The organism is Dyella sp. Tek66A03 (genome assembly GCF_052567735.1).
Genome location: NZ_CP199584.1, coordinates 18,545 through 36,085, shown reverse-complemented (window position 1 = coordinate 36,085; position 17,541 = coordinate 18,545). Strand labels below are relative to the sequence as shown.

General features: G+C 62.8%; 16 protein-coding genes. 8 read left to right on the top strand and 8 right to left on the bottom strand.

The annotated features are described in order from the left end of the window. Positions 1–89 precede the first annotated feature (89 nt). From ACT01B_RS00150 to ACT01B_RS00135, 4 genes are read right to left on the bottom strand one after another with little or no spacing between them, the layout of a single operon-like run. Positions 90–719: a glutathione S-transferase family protein gene (locus ACT01B_RS00150; protein WP_445145388.1), complete on the bottom strand. Its 630-nt coding sequence runs from the start codon at positions 717–719 to the stop codon at positions 90–92. A 58-nt stretch (positions 720–777) separates the two neighbouring features. Next, the gene (locus ACT01B_RS00145) at positions 778–1,182 is read right to left on the bottom strand and encodes a GFA family protein (RefSeq protein ID WP_445145387.1); all 405 of its coding nucleotides are present in this window, start codon (positions 1,180–1,182) and stop codon (positions 778–780) included. Next, positions 1,179–1,376: a hypothetical protein gene (locus ACT01B_RS00140; protein ID WP_445145386.1), complete on the bottom strand. Its 198-nt coding sequence runs from the start codon at positions 1,374–1,376 to the stop codon at positions 1,179–1,181. The genes ACT01B_RS00145 and ACT01B_RS00140 overlap by 4 nt, the downstream gene beginning before the upstream one ends. 10 nt (positions 1,377–1,386) lie before the next feature. Continuing rightward, on the bottom strand, positions 1,387–2,010 hold the full coding sequence (locus tag ACT01B_RS00135; protein ID WP_445145385.1) for a DJ-1/PfpI family protein: 624 nt from the start codon (positions 2,008–2,010) through the stop codon (positions 1,387–1,389). A gap of 161 nt (positions 2,011–2,171) precedes the next feature. Between ACT01B_RS00135 and ACT01B_RS00130 the strand changes: the two genes are divergently transcribed. From ACT01B_RS00130 to ACT01B_RS00100, 7 genes are all read left to right on the top strand, one after another. Beyond that, entirely contained in the window at positions 2,172–3,185 is a 1,014-nt protein-coding gene (locus tag ACT01B_RS00130) for a class 1 fructose-bisphosphatase (RefSeq protein WP_445145384.1), read from the top strand. A 275-nt stretch (positions 3,186–3,460) separates the two neighbouring features. Further along, positions 3,461–3,745, top strand: coding sequence for a hypothetical protein (locus ACT01B_RS00125; protein WP_445145383.1), 285 nt, complete (start codon positions 3,461–3,463; stop codon positions 3,743–3,745). 89 nt (positions 3,746–3,834) lie between these two features. Next, positions 3,835–4,542 carry a hypothetical protein gene (locus ACT01B_RS00120; protein WP_445145382.1) on the top strand — a complete coding sequence of 236 codons (708 nt, stop codon included), beginning with the start codon at positions 3,835–3,837 and terminating at the stop codon, positions 4,540–4,542. Then, positions 4,542–5,792 carry an AAA family ATPase gene (locus ACT01B_RS00115; RefSeq protein WP_445145381.1) on the top strand — a complete coding sequence of 417 codons (1,251 nt, stop codon included), beginning with the start codon at positions 4,542–4,544 and terminating at the stop codon, positions 5,790–5,792. The genes ACT01B_RS00120 and ACT01B_RS00115 overlap by 1 nt, the downstream gene beginning before the upstream one ends. Further along, positions 5,789–6,853, top strand: coding sequence for a hypothetical protein (locus tag ACT01B_RS00110; RefSeq protein ID WP_445145380.1), 1,065 nt, complete (start codon positions 5,789–5,791; stop codon positions 6,851–6,853). Before ACT01B_RS00115 ends, ACT01B_RS00110 begins: the two co-directional genes overlap by 4 nt. 147 nt (positions 6,854–7,000) lie before the next feature. Then, complete coding sequence (locus ACT01B_RS00105; protein ID WP_445145379.1) at positions 7,001–7,939, top strand: patatin-like phospholipase family protein; 939 nt, start codon at positions 7,001–7,003, stop codon at positions 7,937–7,939. A gap of 69 nt (positions 7,940–8,008) precedes the next feature. Next, positions 8,009–10,039 (top strand): S9 family peptidase, encoded by a 2,031-nt coding sequence (locus ACT01B_RS00100; RefSeq protein ID WP_445145378.1) that lies wholly within the window; start codon positions 8,009–8,011, stop codon positions 10,037–10,039. A 194-nt stretch (positions 10,040–10,233) separates the two neighbouring features. Here the strand turns inward: ACT01B_RS00100 and ACT01B_RS00095 are convergent, their stop codons facing one another. Together ACT01B_RS00095 and ACT01B_RS00090 are read right to left on the bottom strand one after the other, a co-directional pair. Continuing rightward, complete coding sequence (locus ACT01B_RS00095; protein ID WP_445145377.1) at positions 10,234–11,325, bottom strand: PA0069 family radical SAM protein; 1,092 nt, start codon at positions 11,323–11,325, stop codon at positions 10,234–10,236. A gap of 46 nt (positions 11,326–11,371) precedes the next feature. Next, the gene (locus ACT01B_RS00090) at positions 11,372–13,594 is read right to left on the bottom strand and encodes a hypothetical protein (protein ID WP_445145376.1); all 2,223 of its coding nucleotides are present in this window, start codon (positions 13,592–13,594) and stop codon (positions 11,372–11,374) included. Between the two features lie 186 nt (positions 13,595–13,780). On the opposite strand from ACT01B_RS00090, the gene ACT01B_RS00085 reads away from it, so the two are divergent. Then, on the top strand, positions 13,781–14,035 hold the full coding sequence (locus ACT01B_RS00085) for a GlsB/YeaQ/YmgE family stress response membrane protein (protein ID WP_445145375.1): 255 nt from the start codon (positions 13,781–13,783) through the stop codon (positions 14,033–14,035). A 63-nt stretch (positions 14,036–14,098) separates the two neighbouring features. On the opposite strand, the gene ACT01B_RS00080 is transcribed toward ACT01B_RS00085, so the two are convergent. Continuing rightward, entirely contained in the window at positions 14,099–15,757 is a 1,659-nt protein-coding gene (locus ACT01B_RS00080) for an MFS transporter (RefSeq protein ID WP_445145374.1), read from the bottom strand. Positions 15,758–15,934: 177 nt separating this feature from the next. Continuing rightward, a complete protein-coding gene (locus tag ACT01B_RS00075; RefSeq protein ID WP_445145373.1) occupies positions 15,935–17,419 on the bottom strand; it encodes a hypothetical protein in 1,485 nt (494 codons plus the stop codon). Between the last annotated feature and the right edge of the window lie 122 nt (positions 17,420–17,541).

The following is a 17,541-nucleotide window of genomic DNA, read 5'->3' as shown; positions in this document are numbered from 1 at the left end:
GCCGTGAGTCATGGTTTGCGAAGGACATGGGGCTATGACCTGGAACGGCGGCCCCGGCGGGAATCGCCGCCCCGGAGGGAAGGCACCGCTCAGGCCGCCAGTGCAGCGGCCAGCTCAGCGTCTTTCGACGCAGCGCGTTGCATGGCGGGGCGCGTGATGACCCGGTCGATATAGGCGCGGACCACCGGCAGCTCCGGCGCCAGCCTGAACATGGTCATCCAATGCAGCGCATTACCCCACAGCACATCCAGTGCACTGAAGCGTTCGCCCAGCATGTAGGGGCCGCGTTCGAGCTGCGACACCAAGGTGTTGTACATGGTGTCGAAATCACCGTAAGGACAGGTTGACGGCTTCGGCGGCTCGCGCTGCATCGAACGGTCGACCACGGCGGGCTCGAAGCACGAGCCGTAGAACACCATCCAGCGCAGATACGGCCCACGCAAGGGATCGTCGAGGCCCGGTGCGAGTCCCTTCGCCGCATACAGATCGGCGAGGTAGATGAACACCGCCGGCTGCTCGGTGACCAGTTCACCCCGGTGCCAGATCGCCGGCACCTTGCCCATCGGATTGACGGCCATGTATTCGGCCTGACGCTGCTCGTTCTTGCTGAAGTTCAGCACGTGCATGTCGTATTCGACACCCAGTTCTTCGAGCAGCGCGCGCGTTCCACCGGAACGGCTATTGGGTGCGTGATAGAAGGTGACTCGTGGCGTGGTCATGATGGCTACCTCGTTGCTGCGGAGGGCGACGGCCAGCAGGCGCCGTCGCCAGGGCGAGTCACAGATGCTGCGTAACCGCTGGTGTCGACCACCAGTTGTCATTGCGGCCATCGAAATAACGGAGCGGCGCGGCAGCCAGCACCTCGTCCTCGGCATCGTCCAGACAAGCCAGATTGATGGAGACGTAGTCACCACCGATCTCCTTCAGATAGCCCCGATGGAAGGCGTGCACGCCGCAATGGCGACAGAACAGGCTATGGCCGCTGAAGGTGTTGAACTGATAGTCGACAAGCGCGTCCTCGCCGACGACCAGACGAAACGCCTCGGGCTTCACGGTGACGCCCCAATACCGCAGCTTGCCGCACATGGAACAGTTGCAACGGCCGGTGTCGGCAGCCAGGTCCAGCTCCGCCTCGTAGCGCACGGCACCGCAATGGCAGCTGCCCATATAAGTCCTGATCATGTGGTAGCTCCGTGTAGCGGTTTTTGGGGTGTGGCAGGCATTCGCTTGGCCTCGACCTCGGTACTGCTGCGCTCTGTTTCGACGGCCGCTGCAGGCTCCGGGCGTGCCGGCAAGCGGTACTGGCCGTCCATCAGCAAGCCACGCAAATACAACGGCCGGTAAGCCATAAGAATCCGTCCGATCGGGAATGGCATGACATCCTCCTCAGGCAGCCACGGCCGCGGCGGTGGCAAGGTCGCCCGCGCACCACGGCGGCGGCAGGGCATGCTTGAACAAACGGAACCAGTGCTCGCGATCGCTGGGGCTGTACAGATCCAGCGTGCGGATCACCTCACGCGCAAACTCCACGCTGCCCACCTGGCTGGCGGTGATCACACCGCCGTCGCTGACCGCCAGCACGCCGGCGTCGTACTGCTCGGCGCCGCTGTAAGCGGGCACATGGGTACCGATGTGGCCGGGCCAGCTGCCGGTATGACGGCAGGCATCCAGCAGGCCGGCCCGTGCCAGCACCAATACACCGCTATCGACAGCAGCCACCGGGGCGCCGGCGGTATAGATGCGCCGCGTGGCTTCCACCGCCTCTGCGCCCTGCCCGCGCTCCCACGCATAGCCACCGGGCACGATCAGCAAGGCCGCCCGATCCAGCTCCATCTCATCCAGGGTGAGTTCGGGTAGCACCCGCAAGCCACCCATCGACAGCACGGGCTGCAACGAGAACCCCACCGTCTGCAACCGCCATTCGCCCGGGCGGCGGATTTCGCACAGGGCTTGTGCCGCGTGCCAGTCGGCATAGCCATCGAATGCCAGGAAATACACTGTGTCGCGCATTGAGAATCCCTCCTTTTGACGAACACCAGTCTGGTGACCCCCTACTGCCAACGTGTTGTCAGCAGCCTGCCCCGATCAGCATGAATCGGCAGTCAGGCAAGCCGCTGGCGCCGCCCGGCCCGAGCCGGGACAATGGACACACTTTTTTCCCCGGGTTTGTCATGAAGTCCATCTCGCTCATCCAGTTCCTTATCGAGGAACGTCGCGCCGGCCGCATGAACGCCGAGCTTTCCCTGCTGATCGAGGTCGTCGCGCGCGCCTGCAAGCGCATCGCCGTGGCCACCAACAAGGGCGCGCTGGGTGGCGTGCTGGGCGAGGCCGGCACCGGCAACATCCAGGGCGAGGCGCAGAAGAAGCTGGATGTGATCTCCAACGAAATCCTGCTGGAAGCGAACGCCTGGGGCGGCCAGCTCGCCGCCTGCGCGTCGGAGGAAATGGAAGATCCGCAGCCGATCCCTGACATGTACCCGAAGGGTCATCACCTGTTGCTGTTCGATCCCCTGGACGGCAGCTCCAATATCGACGTGAACATCTCGGTCGGCACCATCTTCTCGGTGCTGCGTTGCCCGGACGACGTCACCGAACCCAAGGCCGAGCACTTCCTGCAGCCGGGTACCACTCAGTTGGCCGCTGGCTACGTGGTTTATGGCCCGGCCACCGTGCTGGTGCTGACCTTCGGTCATGGCACGCATGAGTTCACGCTGGACCGCGAAGTCGGCAGCTTCACCCTCAGCCGCCGCGATATCCGCATACCGGAAGAGACCGCTGAGTTCGCCATCAACATGTCCAACCAGCGCCACTGGGAAGCGCCGATGCAGCGCTATATCGGCGAGCTGCTGGCCGGCACGGACGGCCCGCGCGGCAAGGACTTCAATATGCGCTGGGTGGCCTCGATGGTGGCCGATGTGCATCGCATCATCACCCGCGGCGGCGTGTTCTTCTATCCGCTGGACGCCAAGATCAAGTCCAAGGGCGGCAAGCTGCGCCTGATGTACGAAGCCAACCCGATGGCCTTCATCATCGAACAAGCCGGCGGCGCCGCCACCACCGGCCGCGAACCCATCATGGGCCTGCAGCCGACCGGCCTGCACCAGCGCGTGCCGGTGTTCCTCGGTTCGAAGAAGGAAGTGGAAGTGGCGACGCATTACCACGTCGAGGCGGACGCGGCCGTTTAGTCGCAGCAAGGCTTGCCTTGCCTTCATCCCAGCAAAGGTTGGGATGAAGGCAATTCCACGGCCACCCTTGATGTAACCGTGAGCATCGATTTCCCCGGCATCATACCAGCAAGAAAATACGCTCACTTCGAAGCCTTCTTCGAAGAGAATTTATGATTTGCCCTGAGGACGTCTACTAAGCAAGATCATCGCCGTGCGAGTTGTCCCTGGTGCGCTATCACGGTCAGTACCCGCATCATTGATGCCGCAATTTCCGCCTTGCTGAGTGACAAACAATGGTCGATGTAACCCGATTCGAGTTCAGCCATGAAGAGATCATCACCTCTCTCATCAGGCAACTCGGCATCAACGAAGGTCTTTGGACGATCAACGCTCGCTTCACGTTCGAAGCACAGAACCTGCGCGCGAAGGCCAACGATCCGAAGCTGAGCCCCGGTTTCGTGGGTGTCATCCAACAGATCAGCCTCGTCAAGGTGACCAATATCATTCCTGGTCTCACCATTGACGCGGCCAAGGTAAATCCGAAGCCATACTTGCAGGGGCCCGCCACGAAACAATGAGCCGTATGGAGGCAGCCGCCTCGAACGATTGCCCGGCGGCCTGCTTCCTGCTCTGAATCACAAGTTCAATCACGCATCGCAGGGGTTGCATGGCGGACGAAAAGAGCAAGGCGCAGCGGTCGAATCCGCCTGCAAGTATTGGGAAGCGACATTCGCATTCGCTACCGGTGATCGCAAAGTCGGGATTGGCGACATTGCTGCTGGCCGGTGCTGTAGCGGCTGCGTCCTACGCACTATCCAACGGGATCGCACAACCGCACGACGACGTCAGTCTGTTGAACGCGCAAGCCCGCCTTGAAGCGTTCCGCGCGCTCGATCCGCTGCCACTGTCGGTGGTCACCCCGGGTGATATCAATCGCGCGCTACAGGACATGCAGCTCAGTCCAGCGGCGCTCGCATCCCTCAAGGCCGACCTGAGCGGGCCGTCGGCGCTGGCAACGCAAGCTCCCGCTCCGTCCGCCGTTTCCCAGCAGCAACCGGCGCCGGCCCCCGTCGCGAAGCCTGAAGCACAAGCCCAGCGCCTGCGGCTGGTCTGGATTTACCTGTGGGATACCGATGCCGAGGATGGCGACGTAGTCCGTATCGACAGCCACGGCTATTCCCGCACAGTCAGGCTGACCAAGCGTGGCGATACTTTTGCCGTGCCGATGCCTGCTGACGGCGTCATCCGGGTGACCGGCGTGAAGGATGGCGACGGCGGCGGCATCACCGTTGGGTTTGCATCGGGCGGTGCTCGCGCTGTGTTCCCCGTGATGAGCGAGGGACAGGTACTGGGTCTGAGAGTGAGGGTGGATTGATGCGCTGGCTTACTTCGCTGGCCACCCGGCTGATGCCGGTGGCCTTCCTGGTGATCGCCATGATCGCGGTCGCGCAGTTCTGGCTTCAGCATGCGCCCAGCGGTCACGCCTTCGATGGCTATCTCGGCAAGACCGCCACCTACCTGCACACCTATGCGTGGTGGGCGATGGGTTTGTCGATCGCACTGTGGCTGGTTTTTTTCATGGGATTTTTCAACGAGCGCCAGCGACTGGTGCAACCTGATTCGGGTGAAGGAAGCTATTTCATGGATATTCTCGACCGTTTGACCAATCGCACGGCACTCGAAGCCAGGCTCAATGATCAGCCAGACGCCGTTTTCATTGATGCTGAACAGCTGGCGCAAACGCTCAAAAGCAAGGTAATCGGTCAGGACGCGGTCTGCGAAGACATGGCCGCGCAGATCCGTCGCCGCCTTGCGCTCAAGCAACGTGGCAAACCCGTCGGCGTGTTTCTGCTGGCTGGGCCGCCGGGTACCGGCAAGACCTATCTGGCCAAGTGTTTGAGTAACTCCCTGCAGCGCAAGTTGCTGCATTTCGACATGACGCAGTTCGCCAGCGGCGGCCACGGGGCGACTCAGTTGTTCGGCTCCGCCAAAGGCTACGTCGGTTCGGACGCCTATGGAAAACTCACCGCTGGCCTGCGTGATGCTCCCGATGCCGTCGTGTTGCTCGACGAGATAGAAAAAGCCCATGCGGATGTGCAGAAGAACTTTCTCACCGCATGGAACGATGGCTTTGTCACCGAGGCCTCGGATGGCAAACAGATTTCGACCACGCAATCGATCTTCATCCTGACCACGAATGCCGCGACCGATACGCTTCATTCGCTCATCGAGCGACACGCGAACGATGCCGAAGAACTTCGGCGCACGTCGACCAATGCTCTGCGCGAATCGGGTTTCGCTGCCGAGATCATCAACCGCCTGGACCGCATCTTCATCTTCCGATCGCTGTCTGGCCTGGACGTGGCGCGTGTGACTGCGCTTGAAATCGAATCGATGATCAAAGGTTATGGTCTCGACGTGGCACTGGGTGGCATCGACCCTGAGCTTTTGCTGGACATGATGCGACGTCAGGGCAAGCTCGGCTCGGCCGCTTCGGCGCGCGACCTGGTGCGTCTGGCCGAAGAGTCGATCGCAGACACGCTTATCGAAGCCAAGCAGAAAGGTCATAGCGAGGTGTCGCTTGTCGCCGTCGGCGGGCGGGTTGTGGCGAGGCCAGCTGCGTGAACGCCAATGTCGCCGAGTCGGCCCATCGAACCTTCCGACGACTGTGGAAGAAGGCGCCGCTATGGCGCTTCACCGGACTGTCGGCGGCGCTGCTGGCGTTGCTGTTCCTGTTGTTTGCTCCCGCCAATCGAACGCCGGCACCAGCGGCCTCGTCGAACACTCAAGCGTCCTACACACCGCAACCCAAGCCGAGCCTCCCTGCGCCCTCACCCAGCGTGGCTGCCACTCCGACGCCACAGGCCCCGGTCCAGCCGCCCGCCGAGGTCAAGGCGCCGCCACTGCCGCCGACGCCGAAATTGGTGAGCCCAAACGTGCAGACAGCGAGCCTTTCGCTCGCGACACCCAGCGCCATTCCTACCAAGGAGGGCCTCGACAACGCGATCACCGGCCATCGCTTCAATGGCTCACTGCGCGTCGATGGCTTCGACGTGCCGCTTCCACCCGGCGACTGGCTGTTGCTGGCAAATCTCCGATTCAAGACACCCACTGCCAAGGGAGAAATGCTGTACCTGGGTCAGGTCAAGAATCGCCGGCTGATGGGCGCCATACGTGTCACGACTGCTCGGAGTCTGTCGGATCCTGGCGCGGGATTTCCTGCCCTCAAGGGATGCATGGATCATTCGGAGGGCAACAATTACGTAGCCGCCGAGGCTGTCTCGCCATCGGGCCACCAGTCCTGCTGGATCATGGTTCCTATGTTTTTGTCCCCTCTGGAGTCATGGGCAGACCGGACAAAGAAATTAGATCAGCTCGACCGAGCGGCCGCCGGGGATCTGGCTGCCAAGGGCGTGAGCTTTCCGCAAGACATGATGACGCTACGCCTCACCCGAGCAGAAACCTGGGGGCTTCTGGAGGTTCGCTATATGTTCAACCCCGAGACCGACCACATAACTTCCAGCACCGTGGCAACGGCGGCGGACACCGATTGGCAACCCGGCACCATCACGCGCTTTCCCGAGAAACTGGTCTATGTGGAGAAGCTGAAACATTGGGGCACGGAGTTCTGGCCGCGTTTCAAGACAGCGTTTGACGCTGGGCGAGGCGCGGCGGCGGCGAACTGATCATTGCTGCCAACCTGGCAGCTGAGCGGTGCCCAACGGCGCGCCCAAACCGGACATCGCATTGCCCTGCGGCGGCCTTACACTCGCACGCCAGTCACTGCTGCGCGCAACGCGGCGGTGACACCCCCTTTCTAGCCCACCGCCCACATGCCCCCCACGCGCTGCTTCCGCCCTGTCCTGCCCCTGATCGCCAGCCTGGTGCTGTGCGCCTGCTTCGGCAACACCAAGCCCACGCCACCGCCCGCACCGCTGCCGCCGCCGGTGGTGAAGCTGCGCATCGGGCTGGCGCTGGGTGGCGGTGCGGCCAAGGGCTTTGCGCATATCGGCGTGATCAAGATGCTGGAGGCCAACGGCATCCATGCTGACGTGGTGGCCGGCACCAGCGCCGGCAGCGTGGTCGGTGCGCTGTATGCGAGCGGCATGGATCCATTCCAGCTGCAGGAGACGGCGTTCTCGCTGGACGAGACCCACCTCCGCGACGTGCGCCTGTTCTCCGGCGGCGTCGTGCAGGGCCAGAAACTGCAGGACTACGTGAACCAGCTGGTCGCCAATCGCCCACTGGACCAGATGAAGATCCCGTTTGCGGCGGTATCGACCCAGCTGGAAACCGGACAGCGCACGGTGTTCGTGCGCGGCAACACCGGCCAGGCGGTGCGTGCGTCGAGCAGCATCCCGGGCGTGTTCGAGCCGGTGGAGATCAACGGCAAGCACTATGTCGACGGCGGCGTGGTGAGTCCGGTGCCGGTGGACGCAGCGCGCCAGCTCGGCGCTGACGTGGTGATTGCCGTGGATATCTCGACCAAGGCCCCGGGTACCAACCCGCAGGGGATGATCAATATCGTCGGTCAGTCGATCAGCATCATGGGCCAGAAGCTCGGCGAGCAGGAGCTGGCGCGTGCCGACATTGTGATCCGTCCCAAGGTCGGCCAGATCGGAGCGGCGGATTTCGAGCAGAAGAACCAGGCCATCCTTGAAGGCGAGCGCGCCGCGCTCGCGGCCATGCCGATCATCAAGGCGAAAATCGCGGCGTTGCAGGCATCGCGGCAACCCATCGCCCCAACGGCGCCGGCGATCGCCGCTCACTAGGATGGTCTTGCTAGCGAGTGACCGTCGGGCCTGATAGCGTGCAAGCTTTCCGCGCCACAAGGTTTCGTCATGACCCGCCCCGCTCGCCTGCTGCTGCCTTTCATCGCAGCGGCCTTTGTACCTGCCGCCTTCGCCGCGCCTGCCAATGTCGATCCGCGCATCGAAGAGCTGCTTGGCGAGTTGGCCAAGGTTCGCCAGATCGACGCCGTGCAGCTGTCGCCCGATGGCAGCCAGCTGGCCTGGGTGGTGCGCACGCAAGGCAAGGACAGCGTCGAAGTCGCCAAGGCGGACGGCAGCGATGCGCATCGCATCGGCACCGACAAGCCTGGTGCGTGTAACCAGAGCGATGTCGCCTGGGCGCCGGACTCGCATCACCTCGCGTTTCTTTCCGATTGCGCCAGCGGCGGCAAGCAGAAGGAATTGTTCCTCGTCGACACTCAGGCCAAGGCCGCACCGAAGAAGCTGGCGGCGCTGACCGGCGTGGCACAAGGCCTGAGCTGGTCGGCGGACGGCAAGACGCTTGGCTTCCTCTATGTCCCCAACGGCACGCGTCGCGCCAGCGCCGTGTTCGCCGCCAAGCCGGCGGCCGGCGAGATCGGCGTGGACGGGATGGAAGTGCAGCGCGTGGCTGCGGTCGAGGCGGCGGGCGGTGCCGTGCAGTTGCTGACCCCGGCCGAAACCTATGCCTATGAATTTGCCTGGTCGCCGGACGGCAAGCGCATTACCTATACCGCTGCGCCGCCGCCGGGCGACAACAACTGGTGGCTCGCCAAGCTCTATGTGCAAAACGCGCAGCCCGGTGCTGCCGCTCGACTGGTGCTCGACCCATCGACCACCAAGGGTTCGTTGCACGGCTTGCAGATGGCGCTGCCGCGGTGGTCACCCGATGGCGAACGGATCGCCTTTATCGGCGGCCTGATGAGCGACCAGGGCGCCACTGGCGGTGATATCTACGCAGTGCCATCCAGCGGCGGCGAACCGATCAATCTCACCCCAGGCATCCATGTCACGCCGGCGTGGCTGGCCTGGACCAGCCCACAACAACTGCTCGTGGCCCAGGTCAGCAACGGCCAGAGCCAGGTCGCCGAGTACGCGGTGACCGCAGACCAGGCCAGCCAAGGCCGCACGTTGTTCACGCTGCCTGCCGATATCAGCGACGGCAGCGCGGAGATGGCGCTTTCCCTGTCCGGCGACCACACGCGCGTCGCGTTTGTGCAGAGCTCCTACACCAGCGCGCCCGAAGTGCACGCTGGCGGCCTGGATGAAACCGCTTCCGCTGCAGTAACCACCATCAACGCTAGCCTGAAACCCGGTTGGGGCAAGGCCGAGTCGGTGGAGTGGGATAACGAGGGTCGCCATGTGCAGGGCTGGCTGCTGTATCCGGCGAACTTCGACCCGAAGAAGTCGTACCCGATGATCGTCACCGTGCATGGCGGGCCCTCGAGTGCGGTGATCCCGCACTGGCCCGGCGTGGGCTTTGGCGGCTCCCCGTTCTCCGCGCTCGGCTATTTCGTCTTCATGCCAAATCCCCGCGGCAGCTTCGGCCAGGGCGAAGCCTACGTGCAGGCCAATCGCAAGGACTTCGGCCACGGCGACCTGCGCGACATCCTGGCCGGCATCGACACCATCGAGAAGAAGCTGCCGGTGGATGACAAGCGCCTGGGCCTCACCGGCTGGAGCTATGGCGGCTTCATGAGCATGTTCATCCCGACCCAGACCCAGCGCTTTCGCGCGGTGGTGGCCGGTGCCGGCATCGCCAACTGGCAGAGCTACTACGGCCAGAACCTGATCGACCAGTGGATGGTGCCGTTCTTCGGCGCGTCCGTTTACGACGATCCGGAAGCCTATGCGAAAAGCTCGGCCATCAACTTCATCAAGCAGGTGAAGACGCCCACCTTGATCGTGGTGGGTGATCGCGACGCGGAATGTCCGGCGCCCCAGTCGTTTGAGTACTGGCATGCCTTGCGTGCGCAAGGGGTACCGACATCGCTGGTGGTCTATCCGAACGAAGGCCATCACTTTGTCGATCCGGACCATCAGCGTGATGTGCTGCAGCGTGCCTTGATGTGGTTCGAGAAGTATTTGCCGGCGTCGGGCTAAGCATCTGCTTCCTCCCCCCTCTGGGGCACGCGGGGAGGGGCCATGGATGGTCCCGGCTCTGAGGAGCGAGGAGAGGACTGAGGTGAGGGGCGGGTGCTCGCGGAAGAATTTCAACAAAGCCCGCTTCGACGTTGCTCCTTCGCAAGATTGGCCCCTCACCCTAACCCTCTCCCCGGAGGGGAGAGGGAGCAAAGCTAGAACAACTGACCCTGCGGCGAAGGCTTGCGCGGTGGCACGAAGCGCGTGGTGTCCAGCCACAACTCACGCGCCCGGCCGAAGCCGTGCTTGCGACAGGCCACATCGAAGCGGCGGCGGATAAGCTCGGCGAATACGCCTTGTCCGCGCATCCGCGTGGAGAAATCGCTGTCGTAGTCGCGGCCGCCGTGCATCTGTTGCACCAGGCTCATCACGTGCGCAGCCCGTTGCGGCGCGTGCAGCGCCAGCCACTCGCGAAACAAGGCCTTTAATTCATACGGCAAACGCAGCGTGGTGTAGCCGGCGCAGCGCGCTCCAGCGTCGGCGGCCTGCTCCAACACGGCTTCCAAATCGTGGTCATTGAGCGCGGGAATGATCGGCGCCACCAGCACGCCTACGGGAACGCCGGCGTCGGCCAAGCTACGGATGACCTTGATGCGCCGATGTGGCGCGCTGGCGCGGGGTTCCAGTTTCGCAGCGAGGTGGTTGTCCAGCGAATTGACCGATACAAATACCTGCACCAATCGTTCGCGTGCCATCGGGACCAGGATGTCCAGGTCGCGTTCAACCATGGCGTTCTTGGTGACGATGGTGCATGGGTGATGGCATTCGGCGAGTAGCTCCAGCGCGGCGCGCGTCAAACGCCAACGCCTTTCGATCGGCTGGTACGGGTCGGTATTGCTGCCGATATTGATCGGGCTGACGACGTAGCTCGGCCGCGACAATTCAAGCCGCAACACCTCGGCCAGATTGCTCTTTGCGCGCAACTTGGTCTCGAAATCGAGACCGGGCGACAGATTGATATAGCTGTGCGATGGGCGTGCAAAGCAGTAAATGCAACCGTGCTCGCAACCCCGATACGGGTTCAACGCCTGGGTGAAATGAATGTCCGGCGAGTCGTTGCGCGTGATGACGCTGCGCGCACGCTCCTCGGTGACTTCCGTGCGGGGGCGAGGCGTCTGTTCGTCCAGCAGCAGGCTCTGCCAACCGTCGTCCTCGGCGTGATGGCGAATCGATTCGAAGCGACCTTCCGGGTTGGAGGCGGCGCCGCGACCCTTCACGGTCTTGAGCGGGAGAAAGGATTCGTCCATGAGTGAAGTCTGCTCCGGCGATGTCTCAGCCAGCGCGACACCCTGGCTAAGGTTGGTTCGGGGCGAGTTGCTGCTCGAGCGCCTTGGTCATGGCGCCAAGCGGGTAATGCTGCTCGAGCTGATGGCCGAGTTCGCTGAAGACGGGCGCCGAGATCGTCCAGCCCATGGGTATCGGATAGTCGCCTGGGCATAGACGGAAATGCCAGAGCATGTCGCCACGCACGGGTTCGGCATCATCCAAGGTCAGCGCCCGCAGCAACTGCACTCGTGCGTATTCGCCGCGCGCCGTCCGGGTGGCAAGCAGCGCATCGAGCGGCGCCGTCACTTCGCCACGCACGCTATCGCGCAATCGTCCGGGCACCGATGGGCAGATGGTGGAATAAAGCGGCAGCGGATGCTGCGGATCATGCTGGTCGATAAAGTCGGTCATCAACGGATCGTTGCTGATGTGGATAACGATGAAACGTAGTAATTGCCCGCGCTGCTTGGCCTTGCTCCGCAATAACCGCATGAGCTCGAGCAAGGTCGTGGTGCCGGAATTTTCGAAGTAAGCACCGTCCACAAGCTGAAGTCGGTTGGGGATGGGCGGGTTGGTCGAAGCGGTTTCCAGCGTTCCCGCAGGGCTGATATAGGTGAAGCGTGCACTATTGAGCACCGCTTCGCTGAGCGGCACGCGTGGATCGAGCCAGCTTGAGCCATCGAAACCCGCCGTCCATGGTTGGCGTTCCGGCGTGGCGATGGGCTGGAAGGGATGCTGCACGAAGCGCCGCCCTTCGGTCACGGTCGTACTGTTGAGGAACAGCGCGGGCCATTGCGTCGAGACGTTTCCGTCTGGCCCTTGATAGAGCGCCGCAAAAGGCTGCGCGAATGCGTCCATCCCTTGTTGGCGCGCTGCCGATTCCCACGAACGGGTCAGCGCGCGAGCGCGGTCGTCCAACCAGGCGCCAGGCAACCAGCGCTGGGTGAAATCGATAAAAAAAGCATTGGCCAGCGTGGGTGCGAGAAAGTCGTGGCCCAACATCGCTTGAGCACGCGAGACCAAGGCAGCGGTGCCGCCCGATGCGGGATGCTGAAGCATGCTCACATAGGTGGCCAAGCCAAGACTGCCCCCGGATACGCCGCTGGCTGCAAACAGGTAACGGGCGAATAGCGGCCCATCGGGTGACGGCTTATCGGCATCGACCTCGACAGTGAGACGACTCAACACCATGGCCGTCCATGCGGCACCGCGGATACCACCACCTTCCGCCGATACCAGGATCACCGGGCATGGCGTGCGGTTGGCGCAACGATCGTCCAGCCACGCATTCGCGTAGGCATCAAAACTGGGGCGCGTATCTGGCGGCGCCAGCGTGGGTTGCTGGTGCGTGCTCATCGAGGCGTACTGCCGCACCTTGTGGTTGTCATTGAGGTGCAGCCAATGCAGTGAAGCGCTCAACAGCAGCATGATGCTGAGCAACGGCACGCCACGCCGGTCGCCAGCCATGCAAAGCAGGCTGCCAGTGGAACAGAGGAAGGCTTGGGCGATCAGCATGATGGCGACGGGGCCGATGCCATCGAGCGCTTCAGGTCGAAGCGCGATCAGCAGGCTGGCGATGAGATTCAGCAGGACCACCACGGCGAAGAACGTGCATGGCACCACGCCAAGGTCGCGCAGACGCCACACGCGCTGTTCGTGGGAAGGGCGGCTAGCGAGCGTCACGAGTGAAGGCTTGCGTCGCGACCATGCGTTCCACAGACGACGGCGCGTGATGAAGAACACCACCATCGCCGCGGACTCCAGCAACAAGCCAAGCGGGCGCCAGCTACGCTGCTCGCAATGACCGGTGACGGCGCATGGCCCGTGCGGCAACTTGAATAGCGCGAGCACATAGCCAAGCCCCACCAGTAGTGGTACGGCGGCGCCGAGCATACGTGGCAGCCAGTCGCGCAAGGGTGCAGCGCGCTCGTCCTGCAAGGCCGGCCAGCGCGGGTAGCGCAGGCGGTAGGCGTTGCGGCCCGCGTACCAGATGGAAAGACCCGCTAGCGCGCTGGTGATCAGCAAGGCCACGTAGCGGGCTTCGCTCGGATCCGTCCACAAGGCGATCAGGAACAACTCGGCGGCCTGATCCACGCCGACCGTCACACCGATCGCAATCGCCAGCACGAGCAGCGATACGCGGACGGGCTTCAAGTGATCGAGCAGGAGTGCCGCCCATCCCAGCATGCGCCGCCAGCGGCGACGAAGCCGTGGCCGGCGTTTCCCTAGGCCTAGGTTTTCGGTCGGCATACTTGCCCCCTCTGCATCGCTTCCCCACGGCGTGGCCATCTTAGAGCCTGGCCGATACGGAGTGCGAAGCGCATCAGCTGAACGAACACAGGGTCGATCACCACCGCGTCACAAACCGACGACGCCATCGTGCGAATACTGAATCGCGTAGGTGTCCGTTTTTTCACAACCTGGAGGGAAAGCAAGATGACCGGATTGCTGATTTTCCTGCTGGTGGGTGCGATTGCTGGATGGCTGGCCGGGCTGATCGTGCGTGGCTTCGGATTCGGGCTGCTCGGCAATATCGTGGTGGGCATCATCGGCGCGTTTCTTGCCGGATGGCTATTGCCCCGCCTCGGCGTGAGCTTCGTGCTCGTAAGCCCCTTGGTCACGAGCATCGTTTACGCGTTGATCGGCGCGGTCATCCTGCTGGCGATCATTGGCGTGTTCAAGCGCGCCTGAGTCGGGCCAACAAAAAGGCGCGGCGGTATCCCGTCGCGCCTTTTTTGTGCCTGCACGATCTTGTCAGTGACGGATATCGACGTCCTTGGTCTCGCGCAGGAACAGCAGACCGATGAAGAACGTGCCGATGGCGACGATGATCGGGTACCACAGGCCGTAGTAGATATCGCCCTTCCACGCCACCAGCATGAAGCCAATGGTGGGCACGAAACCGCCGAACCAACCGTTGCCGATGTGATACGGCAGACTCATCGAGGTGTAGCGGATGCGCGTGGGGAACATTTCCACCAGCCACGCCGCGATCGGGCCGTAGACCATGGTCACGTAGAACACCAGGATCGCCAGCAACACGATCAGCATGACGTTGTTGGTCTGTGCTGGATCGGCTTTTTCCGGATAGCCGGCCGCCTTCAGCGCGGCACCAAGCTGCGCGCCGAATGCCTTGCTCTGTTCGGCAAAGGCCTTGCTGTCCAACGCACCGCCTTCGAACGAGCTGAGGGTGACGTCGCCGATCTTTACTTCGGCCACGCTGCCGCGTTCACTCGCGATATTCGAATACGGGATACCCCGCTTCGCCAGCGCGCTCTTGGCAACATCGCACGAACTTGTGAACCTGGACTTGCCGACCGGATCGAACTGGAAGCTGCATGCCCTGGGATCGGCCACGACCTTGACGGGCGAGGTGGCAGCCGCTTGCTCGATGGCTGGATTGCCGAAGTGGGTCAGCCCCTTGAAGATCGGAAAGTAGGTCAGCGCCGCCAGCAGACAACCCGCCAGGACGATGGATTTGCGGCCGATGCGATCGGACAGCCAACCGAAGAACACGAAGAACGGCGTGCCGATGATGAGTGCCGCGGCAATCAGCAGGTTCGCCGTGGTGCCGTCGATCTTCAGGCTCTGGGTAAGGAAGTACAGCGCATAGAACTGCCCCGTGTACCAGACCACCGCCTGGCCCGCCGTGGCGCCTAGCAGTGCCAGGATCACCAGCTTCAAGTTCTTCCATTGCCCGAAAGCTTCGGTCAGTGGCGCCTTGGACTGCTTGCCCTCGGCCTTCATCTGCTGGAATACCGGCGATTCCGACAGCTGCAGTCGGATATACACCGACACAATCAGCAAGAACACCGAGATCAGGAACGGAATGCGCCAGCCCCAGCTTTCAAACGTTTCAGTGCCCAGGCCAAGCCGCGTACCCAGGATCACCAGCAACGACAGGAACAGGCCGAACGTCGCGGTGATCTGGATGAAGCTGGTGTAGAGACCGCGCTTGCCCTGCGGCGCATGCTCCGCGACATAGGTGGCAGCACCGCCGTACTCGCCACCCAGTGCCAGGCCTTGCAAGAGACGTAGCGCAATCAGCAGGACCGGAGCGGCGACACCAATGGTGTTGTAGCCGGGCAAGACGCCGACGAGAAACGTCGACGAACCCATGATGATGATGGTGATGAGGAAGGTGTACTTGCGCCCGATCATGTCGCCGAGGCGACCGAACACGATCGCGCCGAACGGGCGTACCGCGAAACCAGCGGCGAAGGCGAGCAGCGCGAAGATGAACTGGCTGGTCTCGTTGAGGCCGGTGAAAAAATGCTTGCCGATGAGCGCGGCGAGCGAGCCATAGAGATAGAAGTCGTACCATTCGAACACCGTGCCCAGGCTTGAGGCCAGGATCACTCGTCGGTGACCGGTGTTGAGCGCCCCCGGCGCATCGTATGCAGTCGTTGCCATGGTGTTTCCCTCGTGTGAACTGCCCGGTCGAAAAGGTGGATCAGGATTTCAGGATGCAAGTCACCGGAGCGGCCTGGTCGCCCTGGCTCTCCCTCGCCGTTGTGAGGTCGAGGCTTGGTCCATGGCCTCTGCCCGGTTGATCAGGCCGCGGCACGCCCTGCGCCGCGGCCACGGTTGTCAGAAGCGATACAAGCCACTCAGGCTGACCTGATTGCCGCTGGTGTTTTCGCGCAGGCCTTCAGAACCTACTTGATAGCGCACGCTGTCGTAGAGCCATTCGACGCCGAGTTCGTAGTTGCCGGAGGCGTACTGCAGGCTCAGTGCTGACTGGTTGTTTCTTAGCAGGGCCTGGCCGGCGGTATGACTGGTGGTAACCCAGCGGACGACGTCATCCTGGTTGGGCCGGGCCGCCGCGTAGAAGCCGTTGACACTCCACTTCGGAGTGAAGTTGTAGCTCACCTGCACGAAGCCGCCGGATTCCTTGATGTTGCCGAACTGCGACATGGCTCCGAACAACTGGCCGAGCGCCTGGCCGGTATAGATCAATCCCTTGAAGGTCCACACATCGGGCTTCCACTGCCCGCCCAGCTCGTAGGCAATGCTGTTGAGGTTGTCCCTGATGGGATGCTGGACCGTATTGCCGACGCCGCGCAGATTGATTTCGGAGTAGTGCGTCGTGAAGTAGGCCAGCCAGTTGCCACCCTGCGCGTGCAGGCGTGCCTCGATCTGAGGCCTGAAGTTGGCATTGCCGGCGGTCAGGAAGTTGATGTTGTTGTTGGCGGCTGCCGGCGCCGGTGGCTGTGGACCGTTCCAATTGCCCTCCAGGACCGCCAGGTCAACGCGCCACTTCACGCCGTCGGTGCCGTGATTGAGATCCTGCATCCAGATCGCCCCGGGATAGCGCCAGCCAATCACACCCGCGCCATAGCCGAGCGGGAAGGCGATATGCGACAACGACGTCGCGGTGTTTTCCAGAGGGAACAACAGGTCCCACATTTGTCCAATGCGGATGGTGCTGCCAATACTCGGATTCGTGATATCCATATACGCCTGGCGCAGGCGCGGCAACGGCTGCTGCTGGGAATAGGCGCCGGTGCCGTTGTTGCCACCGAAGAAGTCCATTTCCAGACGGCCGCTTCCGTTCCAGTTTTCCGTGAACTTGGCGCCGGTGAAGTCGAGCCAGAAGCGCGTGTTGCGCACGTCCACGCCACTGAGGGTACCGTTATAGCCAAGCGCCTTGTTGGCGGCTGTCGCCGGGGCCGGGATGATGGCGTTCTGGCCGTTGCCATAGTTGACGAAGGTTCGGTCCTGCCCAAACGCCGTCGCACTGATGAAGCCATGCAAGGCCACCGAAAGGCCCGGCGCCGTGGTGAATTGCGGCTTCTCGGGGGGTGCCGCCGCAACCTTGGTCGCGGTGGTGTTGGCCTGGTCAGCCGTGGCCTGTGCAGCCTGGGCCGTCTGGGTGGCCTGCGTGGTGGCCGCCTTCTGCTCCTGGATCATGGCCTTGAGTTCGGCCAGTTCCTTCTCCAGCTGGTTGACCCGCTGTTCAAGCTGCTTCTCGTGACTCGTGCTTTGCGCATGTACTCCCAGCGGCAAACCCATCGCACAGGCGATGCTCAGCGCCAGGATCCGGCTGCGGCGTATGGTGGTCGGTGATGTCATGGCGTGCCTCCCCAGGTCGATGACAAGCCGAGCATGTCCATGCTGCATCGCGGCCGCCTATTCTCCATTGGTCGAACCTCGACCAAAGTCGACATAAGGGGTGCTCTGATCTGTTTCATGGG